Source organism: Pedobacter terrae, assembly GCF_036946585.1.
In the GTDB taxonomy this organism is placed as follows: Bacteria; Bacteroidota; Bacteroidia; order Sphingobacteriales; family Sphingobacteriaceae; genus Pedobacter; species Pedobacter terrae_C.
This window is the reverse complement of the sequence record NZ_JAQIIV010000003.1, coordinates 381498-404943: the sequence shown is the minus strand read 5'-3', so window position 1 is coordinate 404943 and position 23446 is coordinate 381498. Positions and strand designations below refer to the sequence as shown.

The 23446-nt window shown below is 39.1% G+C and carries 20 protein-coding genes; 11 read left to right on the top strand and 9 right to left on the bottom strand.

Annotation, left to right across the window (positions count from 1 at the left end):
- Positions 1-133: 133 nt before the first annotated feature.
- Positions 134-799, bottom strand: coding sequence for an endonuclease III (gene nth, locus PGN18_RS06690; RefSeq protein ID WP_335318745.1), 666 nt, complete (start codon positions 797-799; stop codon positions 134-136).
- 114 nt (positions 800-913) lie between these two features.
- Positions 914-1867 (bottom strand): hypothetical protein, encoded by a 954-nt coding sequence (locus tag PGN18_RS06685; RefSeq protein WP_335318647.1) that lies wholly within the window; start codon positions 1865-1867, stop codon positions 914-916.
- A 207-nt stretch (positions 1868-2074) separates the two neighbouring features.
- On the opposite strand from PGN18_RS06685, the gene PGN18_RS06680 reads away from it, so the two are divergent.
- The 3 genes from PGN18_RS06680 to PGN18_RS06670 are packed head-to-tail and all read left to right on the top strand — an operon-like array spanning position 2075 to position 3885.
- Entirely contained in the window at positions 2075-2716 is a 642-nt protein-coding gene (locus PGN18_RS06680) for a hypothetical protein (protein ID WP_335318645.1), read from the top strand.
- Between the two features lies 1 nt (position 2717).
- Positions 2718-3269, top strand: coding sequence for a hypothetical protein (locus PGN18_RS06675; protein WP_335318644.1), 552 nt, complete (start codon positions 2718-2720; stop codon positions 3267-3269).
- Position 3270: 1 nt separating this feature from the next.
- Positions 3271-3885 (top strand): hypothetical protein, encoded by a 615-nt coding sequence (locus tag PGN18_RS06670; protein ID WP_335318643.1) that lies wholly within the window; start codon positions 3271-3273, stop codon positions 3883-3885.
- 157 nt (positions 3886-4042) lie between these two features.
- On the opposite strand, the gene PGN18_RS06665 is transcribed toward PGN18_RS06670, so the two are convergent.
- The 3 genes from PGN18_RS06665 to PGN18_RS06655 all read right to left on the bottom strand — a co-directional run bounded on the left by PGN18_RS06665 (position 4043) and on the right by PGN18_RS06655 (position 6658).
- On the bottom strand, positions 4043-5227 hold the full coding sequence (locus tag PGN18_RS06665) for an MFS transporter (RefSeq protein WP_335318642.1): 1185 nt from the start codon (positions 5225-5227) through the stop codon (positions 4043-4045).
- Positions 5228-5790: 563 nt separating this feature from the next.
- The gene (locus PGN18_RS06660) at positions 5791-5985 is read right to left on the bottom strand and encodes a hypothetical protein (protein ID WP_335318641.1); all 195 of its coding nucleotides are present in this window, start codon (positions 5983-5985) and stop codon (positions 5791-5793) included.
- Positions 5986-6073: 88 nt separating this feature from the next.
- Positions 6074-6658 (bottom strand): RNA polymerase sigma factor, encoded by a 585-nt coding sequence (locus PGN18_RS06655; protein WP_335318640.1) that lies wholly within the window; start codon positions 6656-6658, stop codon positions 6074-6076.
- A 261-nt stretch (positions 6659-6919) separates the two neighbouring features.
- On the opposite strand from PGN18_RS06655, the gene uvrA reads away from it, so the two are divergent.
- Together uvrA and PGN18_RS06645 are read left to right on the top strand one after the other, a co-directional pair.
- Entirely contained in the window at positions 6920-9733 is a 2814-nt protein-coding gene (uvrA, locus tag PGN18_RS06650; RefSeq protein ID WP_335318639.1) for an excinuclease ABC subunit UvrA, read from the top strand.
- Between the two features lie 8 nt (positions 9734-9741).
- Positions 9742-10395: a LysE family transporter gene (locus PGN18_RS06645; RefSeq protein WP_293788928.1), complete on the top strand. Its 654-nt coding sequence runs from the start codon at positions 9742-9744 to the stop codon at positions 10393-10395.
- On the opposite strand, the gene PGN18_RS06640 is transcribed toward PGN18_RS06645, so the two are convergent.
- Both PGN18_RS06640 and PGN18_RS06635 read right to left on the bottom strand, forming a co-directional pair.
- Complete coding sequence (locus tag PGN18_RS06640) at positions 10385-11707, bottom strand: M23 family metallopeptidase (protein WP_335318637.1); 1323 nt, start codon at positions 11705-11707, stop codon at positions 10385-10387. The two genes, PGN18_RS06645 and PGN18_RS06640, sit on opposite strands and share 11 nt — an antisense overlap.
- A gap of 4 nt (positions 11708-11711) precedes the next feature.
- Positions 11712-12152 (bottom strand): hypothetical protein, encoded by a 441-nt coding sequence (locus tag PGN18_RS06635; RefSeq protein ID WP_335318636.1) that lies wholly within the window; start codon positions 12150-12152, stop codon positions 11712-11714.
- Positions 12153-12349: 197 nt separating this feature from the next.
- Between PGN18_RS06635 and PGN18_RS06630 the strand changes: the two genes are divergently transcribed.
- The gene (locus PGN18_RS06630) at positions 12350-12880 is read left to right on the top strand and encodes a metallophosphoesterase family protein (protein ID WP_335318635.1); all 531 of its coding nucleotides are present in this window, start codon (positions 12350-12352) and stop codon (positions 12878-12880) included.
- Between the two features lie 11 nt (positions 12881-12891).
- Complete coding sequence (locus PGN18_RS06625; protein WP_335318634.1) at positions 12892-13215, top strand: hypothetical protein; 324 nt, start codon at positions 12892-12894, stop codon at positions 13213-13215.
- A 353-nt stretch (positions 13216-13568) separates the two neighbouring features.
- On the opposite strand, the gene msrA is transcribed toward PGN18_RS06625, so the two are convergent.
- Entirely contained in the window at positions 13569-14060 is a 492-nt protein-coding gene (gene msrA / locus PGN18_RS06620; protein WP_335318633.1) for a peptide-methionine (S)-S-oxide reductase MsrA, read from the bottom strand.
- 1292 nt (positions 14061-15352) lie between these two features.
- On the opposite strand from msrA, the gene PGN18_RS06615 reads away from it, so the two are divergent.
- Both PGN18_RS06615 and PGN18_RS06610 read left to right on the top strand, forming a co-directional pair.
- On the top strand, positions 15353-18634 hold the full coding sequence (locus PGN18_RS06615) for a SusC/RagA family TonB-linked outer membrane protein (RefSeq protein ID WP_335318632.1): 3282 nt from the start codon (positions 15353-15355) through the stop codon (positions 18632-18634).
- A gap of 10 nt (positions 18635-18644) precedes the next feature.
- Entirely contained in the window at positions 18645-20174 is a 1530-nt protein-coding gene (locus tag PGN18_RS06610) for a RagB/SusD family nutrient uptake outer membrane protein (RefSeq protein ID WP_335318631.1), read from the top strand.
- A gap of 401 nt (positions 20175-20575) precedes the next feature.
- On the opposite strand, the gene PGN18_RS06605 is transcribed toward PGN18_RS06610, so the two are convergent.
- Positions 20576-21223, bottom strand: a complete 648-nt coding sequence (locus PGN18_RS06605) for a LexA family transcriptional regulator (protein WP_335318630.1) — start codon at positions 21221-21223, stop codon at positions 20576-20578.
- A gap of 94 nt (positions 21224-21317) precedes the next feature.
- Between PGN18_RS06605 and PGN18_RS06600 the strand changes: the two genes are divergently transcribed.
- Both PGN18_RS06600 and PGN18_RS06595 read left to right on the top strand, forming a co-directional pair.
- Positions 21318-22490 (top strand): hypothetical protein, encoded by a 1173-nt coding sequence (locus PGN18_RS06600; RefSeq protein ID WP_335318629.1) that lies wholly within the window; start codon positions 21318-21320, stop codon positions 22488-22490.
- The gene (locus PGN18_RS06595) at positions 22480-23301 is read left to right on the top strand and encodes a HEPN domain-containing protein (protein ID WP_335318628.1); all 822 of its coding nucleotides are present in this window, start codon (positions 22480-22482) and stop codon (positions 23299-23301) included. Before PGN18_RS06600 ends, PGN18_RS06595 begins: the two co-directional genes overlap by 11 nt.
- Positions 23302-23446 lie beyond the last annotated feature (145 nt).

Here is a 23446-nt window from a genome sequence, read left to right as displayed (position 1 = left end):
TTCTTTTTTCATTGATTTCGTAAATATAATTGATTATCGGCTAATATGCTAAATGTTTGCTATTTATAATGCTAAAATATTTAGCTAATGTAAGGCTTTTTTGGCTAATGTCAATAGTAAATAAAAAATATTTTTAGGCTTTTAATTTATTCCTTTCGTTTTGGGCGGTTAAGCGTTCGAAATACCTGCACATGTAGGTGATTTCGCAGACATCACATTTGGGGTTTCGGGCTACGCAAACGTAGCGTCCATGCAAAATAAGCCAGTGATGTGCAATGTGGATGTCGTGTTCAGGTAGGTTTTTAACCAGATCCTTTTCAACTGCCAATGGCGTTTTGCCATTGGTTAAACCCAGGCGGTTGGCTACGCGGAAAACATGGGTATCAACCGCCATTGCCGGTGCATTGTAAATCACCGATGCAATTACATTAGCTGTTTTGCGTCCAACTCCAGGCATTTTTTGCAGGTCGTTAACTTCCGATGGTACTACATCATTAAATTCATTAAGTAGCATGTTGGCCATGCCTACCAGGTGTTTCGCCTTGTTGTTGGGGTAGCTGATGCTTCTGATATAATCAAAAACAATATCGGGAGTAGCTTCAGCCAATGCTTTAGCATTCGGAAAGCGTTGAAAAAGAGCAGGAGTTACCATATTCACCCTTTTGTCGGTGCATTGTGCAGAAAGGATTACCGCTACTAAAAGCTGGTAAGGATTATTATAATGTAACTCGGTTTCAGCATCAGGCTGCTTGGCCGAAAAATGTTCTACAAAAAGTTTGTAGCGTTCTTTTTTAAGCATGTGCAAATATAGGTTAAAGGCGGAGATGTAAGATGGAAAATATATGTCGAGCTTCATTCAATAGTGAGTTGATGCTTCAAAAAAAACAAACTAAGGCGCTCTTTGTAATCATGATTAGCCGATTTCGCTCAGCAACTTATCACATTCGGCAAAAGCATTGTATAAATACTTATTGCGATGTTTTTCTCCCTGGCCGCTAAAAGAAACAGATTTCATAATCAGGCCCTGCATCCATTGTTTGGTTTGTTTACAATAGGCCTGGTCTTCGGTTCTTAGATAATTAAAAGTGTTAAATCTGTTATAGCAGGTCATGCTGTCTTTAAAATCAACCAGATAAGCAATGCTGCCCAATACGTCACAACTATACCAATTAAAGGTGTGATGTGGATCGATGGTTTTTTTGCTGCTAATGGCATACATATTCATATCGGTGAGGCAATACCTTACCTGTTCTACAATTTTTATAGCCAGTTCGGTATCGGCAAGGTGGCCGGCTTCGAAGGCATACCTGATCTGTTCCAGTGTGCCTATTACGGTATCTTTTGACCATATTTCGGTGCTTGGTATTTCCAGATAAGTGGCATGCAGCTCCTGCGAAATTTTAATAATCTCATCAGACAGGAAGGAAGCGCTAAATGGTATGCCGAGGTTATTGGCGCTATTTGCCCAAAAGAAAAGTTTGAAGCTGGTCAGTTCAGGGTACTTGAAGAAATGAAATAAAGGAATATCATCTGTTGTAATGGTAATGTGTTTCTCCTTACTTTTTTTAATGGCCTTGATATGCTCCAGCAGATTACGCAGGTAGTTTATCATATCCAGATCTTCGTTTACACTTAAATAGTTAAAAGTAACGGACAACGATTTTTTCGGGCTGTATAGGAATGGCACATCGAAACAGTCAGATAGTTTGATGATCTGTTGCAAAGTTAGGTTGCTATCGCCTCTTATTTTTTTATAAGCCTCATTTGTGCTGATTCCTAATTCTTCTGCTACACTTAATGCCAGATTTTGATAATCGGGCAATGAAGACTTAATGGCCTGAAGAAATAATGCTTGCTGATTATTCATAAAGATTAATTTTTAAATGAAGTGTGTCGACTTTTAATAATTTAAAGGATTATTTTAATCATGAAATATACAAAATGTAATTTTAAGTTACTTGTTTAATAAAGAGTATTGCTTTTAAAAATATCTTTTGATTTTATGTAATCTTTGGGGTTATTCGGATGCAGTTTGGTGTTTTAGATTTGATCAGGAAAATTAAAATACATCAAAATGGATATTCACTGCTCAACCTCAATAAATTCAAATGGTACAACCATAGGATTTAATCAAAAAATTACAACCACTATTTTAGCTCTTGCCTGCTGTTTTTTCTTGTCGGCCTGTGCCTCGTTTTCTGACGGCCCTATAAGGTATCATAAAGTTAAATTGACCGAAAGAAACTTATCAATGCTTTCTGGCACTTATGAATTGTATCCTGATTCAGTTTATAAGAAGAATGGCAAAGCCGGATTGCAGGTTAATTCATCCAAGTATGAAAAATTTCATCAATATATTGGTAAAAGCAAGATTGATTTTGATACACCGGCCAATGCTCATGTGGTTGTTCAGGTTTCTGATCATCAGGTTAACTTTCTTTTTAAAGAAGACAGCTTAGTAAAAGATACGGTAAGCTTATCATATAAGTTACAGTCTCGGGGTTTGTTATTGTTAGGTAATAAATATACCAAATTCGAAGGCATCCCATATGTTTTGGGTGGCTCCAGAAGCGAGAAAACCAGAATAGGTTTAGCTAAAGACGGTGGCCTTATTATGAATCATGCTGTTGACAATACTGGTGCTGTTTTACTCTTTTTTATGGCCGGCTATTCCTATAACGCGTCTTATCATTTCAAAAGAATAAACTCAAAATAATATGAAAAAGCTTTTTTTATTTTTTGTTTTCGTCCTGCTAGGGCATGTGGCTAAATCGCAAGAAGGTTATGGTGATTTTTTTCAGCATTTAAGTGGTGGCTTGGAGTTTGGCGCAGCAACTTTGCAAAAGCCGCTGTTGTCAGGTTATATCGGTTATCATAAACCTGGTTCTTACATCAAATTTAAAATGTCATCTGTATTGCAGGAAACATATGAAGTAAATGTTGACGGTGAGAAAACAACTGTTCCAGGTTTTTCTGAAGCGGCCCTGATTTTAGGTAAAGGGATTAAATCCAATTCCAATCATCGGTTCGAATTTGGTGGCGGCGTGGCTGTTATAGCCGACCTTAAAAAGTACGATCAATCTAATAGTGATACGTTGAGGGATAAAATTATTCAGAAAAATTCGGCTGGAATTGTTGCTGAAGCCAGGTATATATATCGTTTTGTTGATGGTGTTGGGATTTCTGTGTCGGTAAACGGTAATGCGAACAGGCAAAAAACTTTTGCTACAATAGGTTTAGGCCTGGTATTTAGCGCTAAAATGCTGTAGTATGAAAAAGTATATCTTATGTTTACATTGCCTTTGCATGACAGGCTTAGTATCTGCACAGCAGGATACTTTACATCAAAAGTGGAAAACCTATTTTGGTCTTGGTTTCAGTTTAGGTGGTGGAGGAAATGGGCGTTTGTACAGCGATATCGATATTTTCCTGCAGAAAAGAAACAATTTTATTTCGATTAAAACCTCTGGCGTTAAGCGATTCAGGATATTTTACTTTGGTGGATTGCCCGAGCCGCGTATTTCTGACCTTAGTATTTTAGCAGGTAAGAATTATACATTTAACCGTTACCATTATCTAAGATTAAGTGCAGGCCTATCAATGATTAATCAGATCAGCCGTGGCACATTTTTGTACGATGATTGTGATCGGCCGGGAGGGTGCCTGTTTGGCAATTATATATATGAAACAATCAGAAGGCGGTCGATCGGTTTGCCATTTGAAATAAAATACGGTCTTTATCTGGATGGGACCGCTTCTGTTACTGCTGGTTTTTCGGCAAATCTGAACAAAGTGGAGTCTTTTTATGGAATATCAATGGGTTTGGTATTGGGTAGGCTGAGAGATCAAAGAAGAAAACATCGAACGTTTGCAACTTCAAGATAAAATTGATTGAATGCGGTGTTTTGTTTAACGGCACAGATCCTTCAAGGATAAACCTGAAGGAAACGACAGCTCCGGATATAAAGTTGGGACTATAGTGTACAGCAGGGCTTCAGAATCAAAAATGCATCGTTCTTTGTTTTCCAAAAAGAGAATGCATTTAGTGAAAAGAAGTAGCGGGTACTTTTACCTTTTCTGTTGCACCTTGATTACTTCTGATCAGCCAGAAGGCGAATAATGCACCCACCAAGGCCATAGCTGCACCTACATAAGCAGGAGAAGTATAATCGAAACCATAAACCAAAGGAAGACCGCCAAAGAAAGCACCCAAAGCATTACCAATGTTAAAACTTGCCTGACTAGCAGAGGCCGCCAGCATTTCAGATCCTTTGGCACTTTGAATCATCAACATCTGGATGGGGGCAGCTAACGAGAAAGCGACAGCGCCTGTAATAAAAGTCATAATCAGGGCCAAAGCTTGGCTTGCGGATACAAAATGAACGATGGTTAAGGTAACCACCATGGTGAGCAATAAAGCCGCAGATGCTTTGGCTGGGGAAAACTTATCGGCCAAAAGTCCGCCAATGTAATTGCCGAACATCATGCCCAAACCCGCCAGCATTAATATATAAGTTACCGAATTTGGCGAAAAGCCTGCAACATCTGTCATTAATGGAGCGATGTAACTGTACCAGGTAAATAACCCACCCGTACCAATAGAGATCATAAAAATGATGATCCATGCTTCTCTTTTTTTAAAGAAACTTAATTCCGCTTTTAAATCTCTGTTTTTTGTTGCTTCTAAAGCAGGTAACCATAATTTTAAACTTAGTAAGGTTACCAAACCCACAAATACCACCACAGCAAAAGATATACGCCAGGAGAAATTGTGACCGATAAACGTACCCAATGGTACGCCCACAATATTGGCAATAGTTAAGCCCATAAACATCAATGATACGGCCTGTGCGGCTTTCCCTTTTTCGGCTATTCTGCTAGCCACAACTGATCCTACTCCAAAAAATGCCCCATGAGGCAAGCCTGAAAGTAACCTGGAAATAAAGAGAATATTGAAAGTTGGTGCGAATGCGGAAAAGGCATTGAAAACCGTAAACATGATCATCAAGGCCATCAATATTTTTTTCGGTGGATATTTACCCGCAATTATAATTAACAAAGGAGCGCCGATTACCACGCCTAGTGCATAAGCAGAAATTAAATGCCCGGCCTGTGGAATGGTTACTTTTAGATCTTTAGCGATATCGGGTAACAGGCCCATCATAACAAATTCAGTGATTCCAATGCCTAAACCACCTAAAGTAAGTGGGAGTAAATTCTTGTTCATAGCGCCCTTAGTGTTAAAATTACACTATGCAAAGGTAGGTCTTTTTATGGTTGTGTATTGTAAAAATTGGGACATTTTAAGAGATGGGAGATGTGGGATGGAAGATGTAAAATGGGAAATGGAGGGTAGATGATGGAAATTTTTACAGTTTGTGCAATTTCAATGAGCAGTTTGCATTATCATTTGGTTTGTTGGATTCTGAAACACCCGTCCGATTGGCCGTGCGGAAGTTCAGGATGATGGATGGTGGTTGGATTTGCAATTAACCAAATCAAACACTTATGTTTGGCCTGAAGTGAGTTTAGTATGACGGATGACGGGATGATTGTAGATTCAAACCATTAACCATCTTCAGTTTTCAATTAGCAGTTGCCAATTGGCAATTATACCGATTAACCGGCAGCTAGCTGCTGAACCATAAAACAAGAAGGCCTTTCGATAGGCAATTGGCAATTATCAATGAACTAATGGCTAATAAACCATCACCCATGTTACCTCTTCCATTTTCCATACAAAAAAAGGTTGTTTCACCCTGTGGAACAACCTTTTTACAAGTATAAATTTTATAACGACCTGCTGTAAGCTAAAATCTTATTGATGGTTTCATCTTGAGGATCTTTAGCCAACCTATCTAACTTACCTTTTATTTGATCATAAAATAAGTCGATTTCTGCGTCCGATTCCATATCAGTTATTGGCTGAAACATATTGGGTGTAGGTAAATTTACCTTGTTTTGTGATGTAGAGGTTTTTGTCATAAGCAACGAAATGTGATAAGTTTTATAAACTTAACGATAGTTCAGATGCTTTATTTCAAACCCTAAAAAAAAATATGTAACATTTTTACTACCCTTTGTAGGTCATCTCTTTTGTTTTAAGCATTTTACGCAAATTACTCAATGCATAACGCATCCGGCCCAAAGCGGTATTAATGCTAACATCAGTTAAGTCTGCTATCTCTTTAAAACTTAAATCAGCGTAATGGCGCATCAAAAGTACTTCCTTCTGCTCATCGGGTAATAAATGAATCATGGCCTTTAAATCTTTATGGGTTTGGTCGCGAAGCATTTTGTCTTCTGCGCTCTCATCATAAAAGTGTAGCATATTGAATACATCCATGCCATCAGCACTGGTGATGATTGGTGTTCTCTTTTCTCTCCTGAAATAATCAATAACCAGGTTATGCGCAATACGCATTACCCAGGGTAAAAATTTTCCTTCTTCGTTATATCTTCCTGATCGCAGGGTATTAATCACTTTAATAAAAGCATCCTGAAATATATCCTCCGCCAGATATTGGTCTTTAACCAATAAGTAGATAGAGGTATAAATTTTACTCTTATGTCTTCTTAAAAGTTCCTGCAATCCATTCTCGTCCCCGGCAATATATACCTTTACCAGGTCCTGATCATTATATGATTGTAAATTCATAGGTTTACCTACACTAAATCCCGTACTGTTTGCTAAAAATTAATTTGTAGATGTTTAATTTCTATAGCTGATCTCCTATGTTTTTTTGATATGTGTTAGTTTGGTTTTGAGGTTGTTAATGTTCAAAGAAAGTTATTTTTTTATCAAAAAACAAAAAATAAAATGATAAAAAATAAATTAACCGTCTTAGTACCCTATTTTTGTATCTTCTAAAAACCCTAACCACAATCTGGGGTTATATATTTATATTCTTTACCATACATGAGCAAAAAAGAGGCCGAAAAAGATCCGCATAAAAATATTATCATAAAAGGAGCAAGGGTGCACAACCTAAAAAACATTGATGTTGCCATTCCAAAAAATAAACTTGTGGTGGTAACGGGCATGTCTGGTTCAGGCAAATCGTCGCTCGCATTTGATACTTTATATGCAGAAGGACAACGCCGGTACGTAGAAAGTTTGTCATCGTACGCCCGCCAGTTTATGGGCCGGATGAATAAGCCTGATGTTGATTATATTAAAGGTATTGCCCCCGCAATCGCTATCGAACAGAAGGTGATCACTTCCAACCCACGTTCTACCGTTGGTACCTCAACTGAAATTTACGATTACCTGAAACTGCTTTTCTCCCGTATAGGGAAAACCATTTCGCCCGTTTCGGGCAAGGAGGTGAGAAAGGATTCGGTAAGCACAGTGGTAGATTATGTGAATGCCATGCCGGAAGATACCACGGTAACCATTTTTTGTCCGCTATATCCGCATAACAATCGCACCATCAAAGAAGAATTGGCTATTTTACTGCAGAAAGGATTTTTGCGTGTTTTGATTAACGATAAAATAGAAAAGATAGAGGCTATTTTAGGTGATGCTGATTTTAAAGATTCAGAACTCACTGATGATAAAACCGTTCAGATCCTGATTGATCGGATTGTAACCAACCAGGAAGAGGAAACATTAAGCAGGCTGGCCGATTCAGCACAGACCGCTTTTTTTGAGGGTAAAGGCGATTGTTATGTTGAAACCCAGGGTACAACGAAACATTTTAGCGACCGTTTTGAACTGGATGGGATAAAATTTGAAGAGCCTACGCCAAACTTTTTCTCTTTCAACAATCCTTATGGCGCCTGTAAACGCTGTGAGGGATATGGAAACGTTATCGGTATTGATGAAGATCTGGTGATTCCTGATAAGAGCAAAAGTGTTTATGATAATGCCATTGCCCCCTGGCGTGGCGAAAAAATGAACGTTTGGCTGCAAAACTTTATCAAGGCTGCACCAAAATTTGATTTTCCTATCCACCGCCCATATAGTGCACTTACTGAAAAAGAGCAGCAGCTCCTTTGGAGGGGCAATAAATATTTTGCTGGCTTGGATGCTTTTTTCAAGGAATTAGAAGAGCAGACTTATAAAATTCAGTATCGGGTAATGTTATCTCGCTATCGCGGTAAAACCACCTGTCCTGATTGTAAGGGTTCGCGTTTGCGTAAAGATGCATCTTACGTTAAAATTGCTGAAAAATCAATCATTGATGTGGTATTGATGCCGCTATCAAAAGCATTGGGTTTCTTTAATGATTTAAAACTGAGTGTAAACGACGCTAAAATTGGCAAACGTTTGCTCGCAGAGATCAACAACCGTTTCCTGTATTTAAATAATGTGGGTTTGGGATATCTTACCTTAAACCGTTTATCTAATACTTTATCGGGAGGAGAATCGCAGAGAATTAACCTGGCAACCTCTTTAGGTAGTAGCCTGGTTGGGTCGGTTTATGTGTTGGATGAGCCCAGTATCGGTTTGCATCCACGTGATACCAATAAACTGATTGAAGTGTTAGTTTCGCTCCGCAATGTAGGTAATACCGTATTAGTGGTGGAGCACGAAGAAGAAATGATGCGTGCTGCCGATCACATTATCGATATTGGTCCGGAGGCAGGTACCCATGGCGGTAACCTGGTTTTCAGCGGTAATTACGGGGAGATTTTAAAAAATAAAAATAGCTTAACAGGGCGTTATCTTTCTGGAACAGAGAAAATCGCCATTCCGGCGAAACGTCGTAAATGGAAAGATCACGTGCTGATTAAAGGTGCCAGGGAAAACAACTTACAAAATATCGATGTGAAATTTCCGCTGGGTGTTTTTACTGCGGTAAGTGGCGTTTCGGGATCGGGTAAAACCAGTTTGGTTAAAAAGATTTTATATCCGGCTTTACAAAAAGCCATCGGAAACTATGCCGGTGAGCAGACGGGTGCCTACGATGGTATTTTCGGTAATTATGACCTGGTGAGTGCCGTAGAATTGGTAGATCAGAACCCAATTGGCCGTTCCAGCCGCTCTAACCCGGTTACTTATGTCAAAGCCTGGGATGACATCCGTGCACTTTTTTCGGGCTTGCCTGCTGCAAAAGCCGCAGGGCTGAAGCCTGCTGCTTTCTCATTTAACGTAGAAGGTGGTCGCTGCGATGTTTGTCAGGGTGAGGGTGAGGTGAAAATCGAAATGCAGTTTATGGCCGATATTTATCTGCCTTGTGAGGCTTGTAATGGCAAACGGTTTAAACAACAGGTTTTAGATGTAACTTATAAAGAGAAAAATGTTTCTGAAATTTTAGATATGACCATTGATGAGGCGGTTGATTTCTTTAAAGATGAACAAAAAATCCTGAACAAATTAAATCCGTTGGTTGATGTGGGCTTGGGTTATGTGCATTTAGGGCAATCATCGAATACCTTGTCAGGCGGAGAGGCGCAGCGGATCAAGTTGGCTTCATTCCTGATTAAAGGCAATAATGCCAACAAAACGGTGTTTATTTTTGATGAGCCGACCACCGGTCTGCATTTCCATGATATTAAAAAACTCTTAAAGGCTTTAAATACACTAATTGAGCAAGGAAATACCATTTTGGTTATCGAACATAATATGGATATGATCAAATGTGCCGATTGGGTGATCGATATCGGTCCTGAAGGAGGAGATGGAGGTGGCAATCTGGTATTTGAAGGAGTGCCTGAAGAACTGGTTAAAGTAGAAAACTCATATACCGGAAAATATTTGGCTGCGCATTTAAATTTAAATCCATAATTTCGGCAATGCTTTTTCTAACGTTTTTAATCGGCATCCTTCTCAATGCCATGGGTTATATTCCTCCCGGCAATATTAATCTTACTGTTGCGCAGCTCGCCATTAATAAAGGCATGCGGCAGGTTTGGTATTTTATCTTATCTTTTTCGTGTGTAGAGGTATTTTTTACTTTCGGTATGATGCGCTTTGCGCGATGGGCAATGAGTGATATTAACCCTAATGAGGCTGTTAGCGAAGTGCGTTTGGGCACTTTGGTTGATTGTTTTATGATTGTGATGTTTCTGGTAATGGGGACCATTACTTGGAAAAACAGAAAAAAAACACCGAAAACCAGTAGCAAAAAAGATGATAAGCGCAGCGGAAGCGTTTTATATGGATTGATTTTAGGGGTGTTAAACCCGGTCCAGATTCCATTCTGGCTATTTTTTGGCAATTATGTAATTTTACACCAATGGATCCAAACCGATTACCTTTCTCTGGTTATATTTAGTTTAGGCTCTGGTGTCGGCTCTTCTTTGGCCCTTTATGTATACGCCCATTTTGCAACTTATATCCAGGAGAAATTTGCTCTGAGCAGCCTGATTATCAATAAATCCATTGCCATATTTTTATATGCGCTGGCCGCTTACCTGATCGTAAAGCAATTGATCGTTATTTTATAATCCAGCCTGTTTCTGTATCAGCATTAATGAGTTGATAATTACCGAAAATGCCTAAGAGGTTTACGATCTGTCCTTCTTTTAAGGTGGTTCTAAGTGCCGCTAAACTATCCGGTTTATCGTAAACTTTTTGCTGACGCATATTTATCTTAAATTTTTTCAGGGGATCAGCTACCTGTACAAGGCTGTTGCTTTGAATAAAACCTGTGCTTCCATCAGGCAGTTCTGCCTTATAATAATTTGCGGTTGCTGCATTTGCTTCTACAATAGTGCCTGTATTTAGTGTAGCCAGAACAGTAGCTTTACTTTGCGGAGAGGATAACATTCTGGTGGTAAATATGGTCCTGAGCATTTTATTAAACTTATTGCTCGAAGCGGTAACGGCACTGGGCGTTTTGGTTATGGGGTCTATAAAAGGCAATGGATTTACGGCTCCGTTAAAGGTGTAAATGCCAAAATGTAAGTGGGTAGGCGTGTTTCGGGCGTTGCCCGTATTTCCCATAAGGCCTAAAGTATCGCCTGTTTTTACGTCCTGTCCTTCAACCGCAAGCTGTTCGTCCAAATGTGCATAGTATAACGTATAATCTTTACCTTTTGGACGCATCCAAACCACTTTTCCGCCCAGGTTATTTTCGTTTACCCGTGTTACCGTTCCTTCCGAAATGGCCAGAACAGGTGTTCTGAAATTGCCAAAAATATCTACACCTTCATGTTTTCTCACATTATTATCCCTGCCATCTCCCCAATAACTTTTGATATTATTGATGTTTTTCGATTTTATCGGGAAAGCAAGAGATGGACCAGTGGTAATTTCTAATTCATAAGCTACATTCTGCAACAGTTCTGGCTGTAGCCTGATCAGATATGAACCTGTTTCCTCGATATCAAAGCTAACCGGATTATTTAAGGTATCAGCAGATGCAATCAGTTTTTGGGTTTGATCCACACTATACCAAACATCAATATAAACCAAAGCGTTGGTTGAAGGCTTTTTGCTTATTTTTATGATTAGTTTTTGTCCCTTGGTTGCATTAAACTTATAAGCCGTTGCCGGAACCTTATCTGCAGCAAAATAACCATTCTCTTTATAAGGGATGTTAATATTTAACGCTTTTTGGGTGCTTATATTAGCCGCGTTTAACCATGCTGACCCCATTGCGGTTTTATCCAACCCTACATTTATCAACTTTTTTTGATATTGCTCGTGCGGACTTGAGGCCTTAAACAGATTAACCGAACCTGTTTTGCATGACAATATGCCTGTTGCTGTCATCGCGATGAAAAAAAACCAGAATGCAGGTCTGTAAGTTCTCATTGCCTTAAGCCTTTTTCAAGTGTTTGAAAACGGCTGCCGTTACCAATCCACCAATTAGGTACCAGGTCACCGTTAATATCTTAGCTTTATCAGTTCTAGTAACCGGCGTATCATCTAATCCGATTTTGTCAGGAATGCTTATTGCGCCCAGACCAGCTGTAAGGCCTGCTATCGCACCTTTAAAATAGATGTTTTTTTTATTTCCTAAGCCAATGGCACTATAATATAGGGTATTGCTGATGATATCGCCCGCAAGGGTGGCCAGATATAGATTGTCGCCCTTAGGACTATTGAGATTTAAATTGTCCATTGATTTGGAAAGTGCCTGTTTACCCAACAGGTCAATCCTCGGTGCGTCAGGATCAAGCCGCCTAACACTTTCATGCAATATATTCAGGGCTGCAGCGCCTGCAAAGCCAGCGAGTAAGGATTTAAGTGATTTCATATTAGAATAATCCCTGCAAGTGACAAATTGTTTTATGAGGATCGAGATTGTGTTATGCATGGCAATTACAGGTCCTTCTTTGTTATAAAATTGATACACAAAATAGATTCCGTTAACTTAATCATAACATTAAATTTATGTTTAGGATGCTTGATCACCCTAATATTGGGCTTTGATACAAAACCTATTTTATCCTTATGTCTAACAGACGATTTTTTCTAAAAAATAGTTTAGCAGCTGCTGTTGCGGCCAGTATTTCTCCAGTTTTATCCTCATTTGCAGGTGAACAGCATCCTGTTGCTGATCAATCTGCTGAGGTTCCCAAACTGCGTTTTGCTATTGCATCTGATGGTCATTACGGTCAGCCGGGAACAGATTACAAACTCCATCACGAAAATATTGTAAAGTGGCTGAATGAGTATCATGATAAAAGTCCGTTAAACTTTGTCATCATCAATGGCGATCTGGTACATGATCAGCCCGATTTGTTACCTGAAGTGAAAAAGAATTATTACGATAAACTCAAAGTTCCTTTTTACGCCATTCCAGGTAATCATGATCATGCTGACGCCAAAATTTGGCAATCGGTTTTTGGTTATGAGGATAACTTTTCTTTTGAAAAAAATGGAGTGGGTTTTGTGTTGGCCAATACTTCTGATACCAAAGGGACTTATTTATGCCCTAACAATAATTTTCTAAAACAGGAGCTGAATAAGTTTAAAAACTGAAAACTGTTTTTGTGGTATTGCATATTCCGCCACACTTTTGGGTGCCTGAAAGTCCTTTTGTGGATTGTCCGGATACGATTAAGCTCCTGCACAGCTATGCAAATGTAAAGGCTGTTTTTCATGGTCACGACCATAGTTTAGATGCCGTGTTTTATACGGATAAATTACCTCATTTTTTTGATGCACACATTGGGGGAAACTGGGGCACAGCTTATAAAGGTTGCCGAATTGTAGAGGTTGATGATAACGATCAAATCCGGACCTGTCAGGTAAATGCCAGCGGATCGCCATTATTGAATGAAACCAATTTAATTAAATCAAAAACATATTTTTGATACTCATCTTTGTCAGTGCCATATTAAACTATGTTGCTCAAAAGATAAGTAAAGCCAAAACAATTGTAAACGTTCTGAACTGTTCAATTTTGCAAAGATTCGGCACCTGATTTAGATCTAAATGAAGTGCTATGGAAATCAGTTAAGGGTGAGCAATCGGTAATGCCTGCACCAAAACGGAGCGATTTTGTGATTCTTGAAAAAAAGAAAAAAGATGATGATTAGTGTTTGCTAATGATCTGATTTCAAACAAAAGGCAGTTTTCAATTAAGAAAATTGCCTTTTTTTATGCGCCATGGTTTGTATCCTCACAGACCATTTTATTTAATAAAGACCTGCTTTAACGATGATTATTAATTCAACTTCCAATCCGGTCTTTCGAAATGGCAGGTATAACCGTAAGGGTTTTTCTGTAAATAATCCTGGTGCTCTTCTTCCGCATTCCAAAAATCAGTTTCCGGTACTACCTCGGTTACAATTTTTCCAGGCCATTTGCCAGAAGCATCCAATTCAATAATCAATGCTTCAGCGGTTTCTTTCTGTTCTTGACTATTATAAAATATGGCCGATCGGTAGGATGTACCGACGTCATTTCCCTGCCTGTTGCGTGTACTCGGATCGTGGATTTGAAAGAAATACTCCAATAGTTTACGATAGGTTAAAACAGTTGGATCGAATGTAATTTCAATAGCTTCAGCATGTGTGCCATGGTTCCGGTAGGTGGCATTGGGAACATCACCACCAGTGTATCCAACAACAGTTGAGATAACGCCAGGGTAATGACGGATCAATTCTTCTACTCCCCAAAAGCAACCGCCAGCAAGAATGGCTTTTTCATTATTCATATATCTTCCCTCTTTTTTGATGATATAAAGATACGTTGAAGATGTGTAAAAAGAAAGTAAAGAACGGTAGGTAATACCCTCGAGAGATCGTCATTCCCGACTTGATTGGGAATCGAAGGATAACCCATTTAAGCGCATTTAATTAGTTTTTTGGAGCGCAATGCCTTGGCTAAATAGGGGAGTGTGTTCCCGTCTTTTGCTTTTACGCTTCGCTGCCTCGTACCTCGTTGCTGCAGGGTAACGCTTCAGCCGCCCGCCTGCACGGGCAGGGGGCCAAGTGGCCACGGCAGCATTTGATATTAGCGGTTGCAGGGTGCAAAAACTTTTGTTCCTAAACCCGATTAAGCGGAATAGCCCGGATCCCGATTTTTCATGCTACCGTGTGGACACAATTAATTATAATATTTTTCTCCCGCTCTATGCCGCGGAGGCATGGTACTTTGGAGCGCCAAAGTACCCAAAGCGCTTCGTCAATCCAGCAATGAGCCTTTTGCACAACCCCATAAGCATCAAAAAAACAGTGGCACTTCGTTTAATCAGTTGTATTTGTATTTTTTTTGGTCTGATTGAGCCCTTCGGGGTTTGTGTTCAATATTCTTTTGAAATCAAATCATCGTAATGAACACAAAACCACTGCGTTTCAGGTTTGTTAGTGCTAATTTAACTTAACTGCAACTGTTTTTTGATTTCCCTGGCTCTTGGGATTGACAGTGTTCTTCGCTAAAATCAGTGCATTATTAAAGTTGGCTAGCAAAACGCCTAAACAATTCATAAAAAGATGTGTCCACACGGTAGGATTTTTCATCGGGAGAGGACTATAAGCGAAAGCGGGACTACATACCGCCAATAACCACAGGCCGCTCATTTCCTAATTCTACAAACTCATTTATTCGGTCGGTAAAAAACTAGTTACCTCGGTCGGCGAGACAATAGCTGATAGGATAAATTGTCAATCCTGAGCGGAGTCGAAGAACGAAAAGTTTTAGATGTAAAATTAAGCTACGACCCTTAAAATATAATTACGGAGGTATTATCCTTAAGCTTTCATCATCCTTTAGGCATATTTCAATTCGACTTAATATTAATTTAACGAAGCTATTCTTATTGTTGTATAGAGTTAACGCAGGGGACATATAGTGTTAAAAACACAGTTCTACTTTTGCGGCTGTAGAACGCTCAAAAAAATTACTCGTCAACCTTTAAAAGGATAAGCCTATGTAAATGTGAAAATCTACGCTTCTACTTAAAAAACAAATCCCCAATTATTTAAAAAACCATTACAAAACAAAAAGATGACATCATTTTTTTTAACCGCAAGTATCAAGCGTACTTGCAGTAAATTGCTTTTGCCTTTAGGTTTACTGGCCATCTGTAATGCTAATGCAGTAGCAATAAACCATGGTATAGCTGTTTCAGGCTTGCACAGTAAAACATTTGCCACGGTGAGCGGAACAGTTACCGATCAAAATAACCAACCTTTGCCGGGAGTCAGTGTTTTCGAAAAGAAAACAAAAAAAACAGCCGTTACCGATACGAATGGTAAGTATTCAATTAACGTAGAGGAAGGTGCCGTTCTGGTGTTTTCGTACATCGGTTACGATAATCAGGAAGTGGCGGTTGATGGCCGTCAAAATATTAATATTACTTTAAAAGAAAGCAGTAATACACTCAATGAGGTGGTGGCCATTGGTTACCAAAAGGTCAGAAAATCTGATGTAACCGGAGCAATCAGCAGTGTAAAGGCCAGCGAAATGAACTTAACTTCGCCTACGGTTGGCCAGGCATTGGTTGGTAAGGTTGCAGGTGTGCAGGTGTCGCAAACCAGTGGAGCGCCATATTCTGGTACCAAAATACGGGTACGGGGTATCGGTTCCATTAATGCTAGTTCAGATCCATTATATGTTATTGACGGGTACCCAGCAGGAAATAACGTATCGATCAACCCGGAGGATATCGAAACCATCGACATCTTAAAAGATGCGGCTTCGGCAGCCATTTACGGTTCAAGAGCATCGGGCGGGGTGGTATTAATTACCACTAAAAGAGGTACTGATGGAAAGGGACGATTTGAATATGATGTTCAGGGCGGAGTTTCGCAATTGGCGAAAAAAATAAAACTCTTAGATGCCAACCAGTTTATCCAGCTTTTAATTGATGGACGTAACAACGCCTATAAAGATCTGTGGGTAAATGCCGGAAAAACCTGGAACGATGCCATGTTCAGTGATAATAACGCTACGCGGATCGCCAATGTGGGTAATGGAAGCAGTGTGAGTATTCCTGTTGATCTTTATAATTTTAGTATACAACAGGCTATCCCTGCTACATACAATACCGATTGGCAGGACGAACTTTACCGCAATGCGGCCTTTCAGCGTCATAACCTTTCTTTTTCTGGCGGTACAAAAGATGTAAAATACTTTTTAAGTGGCGGCTACCAGAACAACAATGGTATTGTAACCAACACCAACCAAAAGGTAACCAACTTTAGGGCTAATATAGATGGCAAGGTGAGTGAACGTTTACGTGTAGGTGCAAATATTTCATATACGCAAAATGATAACCGTGAGGTGAGGGAAGGACGTTATGATTTAAGTCCGATGATGTCGGCTTTAATTTACCTGCCATATCTGCCTGCAAGAGATGCCAATGGAAATCCGATCCAGTTTGGTATGGGTGCTTTAGCTTCGCAATATGGCATACAGAACCCCGAAAACCCCTTAGCTACAGTTGAACAGGTAAAAATTACCAGAAAGGGAGCCAGAAGTACCTATAATGCCAATGCCACTTATAGCATACTGAATGGATTGGATTTTAAAGCCAATTTAGGTACACAGACTTACAATGAAAAATATGATTTTTATTTGCCAACCAGTTTAAGCAATGGCAATAATCCACCTTATTCTACTGCTGCAATAACGGCGGCGAATGCAGTTGCGCAAACCCTTAGTCAGTTAGATCAGCTTGGTGAGTTCACGCTGAACTACAATAAAACTTTTGGTAAGCATAAAATTGATGTACTCGGCGGATATTCTGCGCAAAAAACAACAAGTGACCTGATCAGAATTGCTGCCAGTGGTTTCCAGAATGATAAGATTGGCGAAATTACAGATAAAGGTGCTGACGCAGGTTTTTTAACGTTAATAACCGATGGGTCAAATAAAACAGCTAAAGCCACCAATACGTTACTTTCTTATTTTGGACGTTTCAGCTATAACTATGCCGGCAAATACTTTTTAACCGGTTCATTCCGCCGTGATGGATCATCAAGGTTTGGCCCGCTTAATAAATACGGTAATTTCCCTTCGATAGCTGCGGGGTGGAACCTTTCGGAAGAAGATTTTTATAACAGTTTCCTGGGCGAACAATCGACCGTTAAGTTAAGGGCAAGCTGGGGATTGAGTGGTAACAACAACATTCCAAACTACAGAACGGCACAGGAAATGAGCGCACCAAGCGGTGTGGTATTTGGAAATGCGATTTCAACAGCCATCTGGCCAAATGCCATTCAAGATCCTAAACTGGGATGGGAATCTACTTCTCAATACAATTTTGGTACCGATATCAGCCTCTTTAAAAACCGTTTAAATATCATTGCCAATTATTATTTGAGTTATTCGTATAATCTGCTGTTCAATCAACCTATTTCAGCCATATCAGGAACTTCTTCCATTTTAACCAATCTGGCAGATAGCAAAATCAGGAATAAAGGTTTCGATCTGCAATTGGACGGTAGAATTATCCAAAACCAGGATTTTACGTTAGGCCTTAGCGGAAACATCGCTGCTAACCGTAACAAAGTACTAAATATGGGAGGTGCGAGTACGATTTTAACCAATGGTGCAGAACGTTCTTATCTAACCCATATCACACAAGAAGGTCAGCCGGTAGGTATGTTTTATGGTTTTAAAGCATTGGGCAGAATCACTGCAGATAATTTAGGAAAGGTTGCCCCTTCAGCTTCTTCAACCAATCCGGCGAAAATTGGTGATTTATATTTTCAGGATACAGATGGAAACGGTATCGTAAATGATGCAGACAAAACAGTTATCGGTACGCCATATCCTAAATTTACCTACGGTTTTGCCTTAAATACCACTTACAAAACGTTCGATTTAAGAGCATCATTCAATGGATCATATGGAAACCAGGTTTTAGACGGACAGGATTATTACCTGTATAACTTTGAAGGCTCTGGAAACCAATATGCAGATGTGGCCAACCGTTATAGAAACGAAGCTAACCCTGGCGGCGGTTTAAATTACCGTGCATCGCGTGCAGGTACACAGAGTAATAGCACCCGTTTATCTTCTTTCTACATTCAGGATGGATCTTACTTTAGGTGTACCAACATTACTTTAGGCTACAGTTTCCCTAAAATGCTTGCAAATGCCATAAAAGTGAACAATATCCGCGTTTATGCAAGTGTTGATAATGCTTTTACAATTACCGATTACAAAGGATATAATCCAGAGGTTGATTATAGTGGAGGTTCTAACTTAACACCAGGTGTTGATTATGGAAACTACCCATTGGCCAGAACCTATAATTTGGGCGTTAAACTTACTTTTTAGAATTACGAAAATGAAGAATAATATTTATACAATTTTGGCCCTTAGCGCAGTTTTAACCTTAGGGTCGTGTAAAAAAGACTTTTTGGCACAAAACAACCCGAACGCAGTTACCGTTGAAAATTATTTTAAAACTGAAAATGATGTGTTGCTTGCCGTAAATGGCGCTTACCAATCGTTGAGGAGTAGTAACACCATGGGCGAGAATAGCGGACTTTTTACGGATGAACGCTCTGACGATACCGGAAGAAATGACAATCAGAGTAATGCGGGCGAACCATTCCAATTTAACGATTTCTCCCTATTGCCAAGTAACTCCTATTTAAAAGCGCATTGGCTGGCACTTTACAACGCAGTTACCCGAAGCAATGTAATCTTATCGAACATTGATAAGGTAACGTTTGTAACATCTGCAAATAAAATTAATTACGCTGCCGAAGCCAAATTTATCAGGGCTATTATGTATTTCGAACTGGTGAGGAAATGGGGACCTGTGCCCCTGGTTACCAAACAATTGCTAAATACTGATGAGGTTACTGCAGCAACCTTCCGTGTTCCGGAAGCTGATGTGTACAACCAGATTGTAGCCGATTTAAAGGATGGCTTAAACAGTACATTGCCCAATTTTCAGTCAACTGCCAATATCGGCAGAACATCCAAATCGGCCATTAACGCTTATTTGGGAAAGGTTTATTTAACTATGGCGGCTACCTTGCCAAACAATAAGGCCGAAAACCTTGCCAATGCCAATAATTACCTAACTGCGGCTTATAATATGAAAGCTTTTGGAAACCTTTCTGAAATTCCATATACCGATGTTTTCGACGTAACGAAAAAAACAACCTGTAAAGAACTTATTTTTCAGATTTCTTACAAACAGGGTGATATTAATTATAGCTCAAGCATTGCTGCAAACAACCAGGCAAAAGGCGAAACCATCAACTCCTTAAAAGTTTCTACCGGTATCGGGGGCAATGTAACGCTTGATCTAATCAATGAGTACGAAACTGCAGATTTAAGAAAAGACTTCTCCGTAAAATACGCTAACGATGCAACTGTAAAAGATTGGTTTATTACTAAGTTTCGCGATGCCAGTGCCCTGGCTACCAATAATGGTTATGGTGGTAATGACTGGATTTTAATGCGTTATGCCGATGTAATTTTAATGTTGGCGGAAGTAAATATGCTGCAGGGTAATGATGCCATGGCTATCCAATACCTTGATATGGTTAGAGCAAGAGCTGGCATGCCATTGTACACAGTAGCCAAAACAGATGCCAATTACGCAGCTAAATTCCCGACGTTAAAGCTTGCTATTTTGCATGAGCGTAGGGTAGAATTTGCTTTTGAACATCAAAGGTGGTTTGATTTAATCAGGAATTTTACCGCTGCCGAACTGGTTACTTACTTAAAAGCCAAACCGCAATCTGCTTTCGGTATTGCAAAACTGGCCAATGTAACCACAAAAGACAGGTATTATCCTATTCCTTTTGATGAGGTAAAATTAGATCCGGTTAAGATGTATCAGAATCCTGGCTATTAGTTAAATCCTAAGGGAGTCAAGTTTTTAAAACTTGACTCCCTTTTTATAAAGCGTTTTCAGTTAGCAGTTGGCAATTTTCAGTTTTCAAGCAATTGAATCAGAAAATAATCACTTTTGTTAGATCCTGAAACACCCATCCAACCGGCCGGGCGGAAGTTACCATTGACAGAATCCATTAGTGCGGTCGTCATTCTCGCGCATGCGGGAATCTTAAAGCAACATAAAAAACCTGCGAAGGCATTACGATTATTCATAAGACTTTGCATTTATTAAGTGGCATTCATGAGCACTGCGTGGTTCCCAATCAAGTTGGGAATGATGATATCTCCCGCCTTTTCCTCTTCCCACGATTGTTTTTCAGTTAACTGTAAATTATTAACTGAGAACTGTCAACCGTTTCACTAAATAACATTCCTAGTAATTTTTCCCTTAATGATGTAAAGCGACAGGATATTCTTTTTACTGATCACTGTATCGCCATTAAAATTTGGGTTTGAAGAACGGAGGATGAGTTTGGTATCATCAGCATGTTGGTAAATGAGTTTAATGGTACGCAGACTGTTAGTGTCTTCATCGGTCATCACTACATACGCCTCTCCCCATTGCAGGATTTCGTAATTGGTAATTTCTTTTATCGCTATAATTTCACCTGCGGCATATTGGGGAGACATGCTATCACCATAAACTGGTAAATAGGCCGTGCAATCGTTAAACGGGAGGTAATTGACCAGGTATTCTGCGCGTTGTTCTTCCACAATGTGTTCTTTCGCATCAGATAAACTCATATCGAAATAAGGTACACCTTCTTTGCTTTCGCCAACGGCTGGCCTCTTTTTGAAGAATGGCTCGCCAATTCCATCTTCCAGCCAGGTTATATTGACGTCGAATTTCATTTCCAACTTATCTTTAATGGCATTAGATACATTGACCCTTTCTCTTAAAATATCTGATAAGGAACCTTGTTGAATATTTAATACTGCAGCAAAATCTTTCTGAGTTTTGAAATGCAGTAATTCCATTAATCGTTTTAAACGCTGATTTTCATTCATAAGAGATGTTAATAAGTTTTTCGAATTAATTATAGATTATCTATATTATTTTGCTAAATTCGTTAGCTAATATAATCATTTAAAAATATACGCTATGAAGGAGAACCTGAATTTTAAAAAAGATACCATGGCATTGATAGATGCGATTGAAAGTTTTTTTGCTATAAATGGTATAAATTACCATTTAAACTTTCTACAAAACTGGTTAAATCCGCCCTACAACGAATTAGATTTTTCGCCACAAAAACACCCCGCACAGCTATTGGTTTTTTACGAAAAACTGGTGCCGCTTTTCGATTATTCGGATTTAGTTTTTAACCGCATTGAAGCTGATACCGAATTTGTAAAAGCGATTGGTGCAGATGAATGTAGTGTAGAACGCGAAACGGTACTACTTGATTATTGTCCGAAACTGTTGAGCAGCGGAGAAATGAAAAATCCAAAACTTACCTTTTTTGATATTTTCTTATTTTTTCATTCAGATACCTATAAAGTGATGTACAAAGAATGGTTATTGGCTGCATTGGAAAACAACCTCAGGCTAGATTGGGACGAGTATATTTTTATTTTTTATGAAAACACCAAAAAAATGTTGGAGGCGTGCTGGCTCATACACGAAAGGATCGTTACCAGGAATAGTTTTAAAAGTATAGATCGTTATTATCAAATGGCCATATTCGAAAGTACATCGCCTTTGGCTTTTGAACAGCAATTGCCTGATGATCCGTTTAAAGTGATCGAATTTTTCTTTAGTCTCGATAACCTTGCAGGGCATAAAGCTTATTTAAAAAACTGGTATAAAGCTGCCCTGGCAGAAGATCAGTGTGTGAGTGATGTGGCCGATTATTTTTTTCTCTATAATCAATTTATCAAACTGCTTAACGCCGGTTTTTTGATTACCGCTAAAAATTTAACGTATCAGGGTACGCCGCCTAAAAACTTGCTTGCCGCTACAGAGCAATCAAAAAACATTGATAGCTACCAGAAATACCTGTGCGAGGTAAATACACTGTCTGCAGTGCATATTGAAAATCCTTATTTGTTTGTAACGTCGTTATTTATTCCCGAAAAAATTAAGCGGCTGCGTTTAGGGCTTCTGGAATGGCTATACGCTGCCTTTAGCACCAAAAGCAGCATTAAACTATTGGATAAGGAATTTTTATTTGAACAATATGAATCCATGTTGATGATTATGGAAGCCTTTTTTGTGATCATTACCAATCCTCGAATGGACGAAATTGAAGAAAGGTACGATTATGCGGAATAAGTTTTTGAATCTAGAACATGTTGCATTAAAGGATGAAAGAACCTTACGTTTGTTAAAAGACATTATGGCTGCGGTACCTGTTCAGTATATTTATCTCCATAACAACTTTTTGGTGGGTAAGCCCATTCAGGAAATGCTGATTATGGTTTCTTTTAAACATGTATGCATTTTGAATGAATTAACACCGATATTAAATATTGTATTTAACGGGCAAATGGAATGGGGTTATCGGGTTTTTCATGTACATGAGGTAGAGCAGGCATTACAGGAGGGCAGTTTGTTTTTTTACTATGCCACCGTTGCAGAAAATTGTTTATTTAGTAGGTCTGGTGTTTTTCTTGATGGCGGCAATCCTAAGCTTATTGCAGATCAGGTAAGCACAACCTGCCGGCATGGAATAAATAAAGCCAATAAATTTTTAATAGGGGCAACCTTTTATTTTAGGCAACAAAATTTCGAATACTGCGCTTTTATGCTTCACCAGGTTTTTGATATGATGTACCGTGCCATTGAGGTTCTGGTAATGGGAAAAGATAAAAAAACACACCGAATCAGGATTCATCAATTGTATATCAAGCCTTATGTTGAGCCGCTTTCAGTACTGTTTAATGATAGTGAAGAAGAGGCTAGCCTATTGCATTTGCTCGATGAGGCCTATCTGGCCGTAAGGTATGAAAACAATTACGCGATCAGTGAATCAGCTATAGTGAGCCTGTTTGAGAAGGCAGATTTATTGTATGTGGTTGCAGAGCAGGTTTATCAGGGGATTATGAACAAGCATTTTGATAGGCAAGAGCGTGTTTTGGGCTAAGTTTATCATATAAACGCACAGCATATTTGACTAAATTTAATCATACATTTTTTATCTATGTAAAATGATTTATTGTATAATTTGTTATCAATATCAAAAACTGTTATACTTGCACCATATCTCGCTCCCGGATATTTTTGATCCA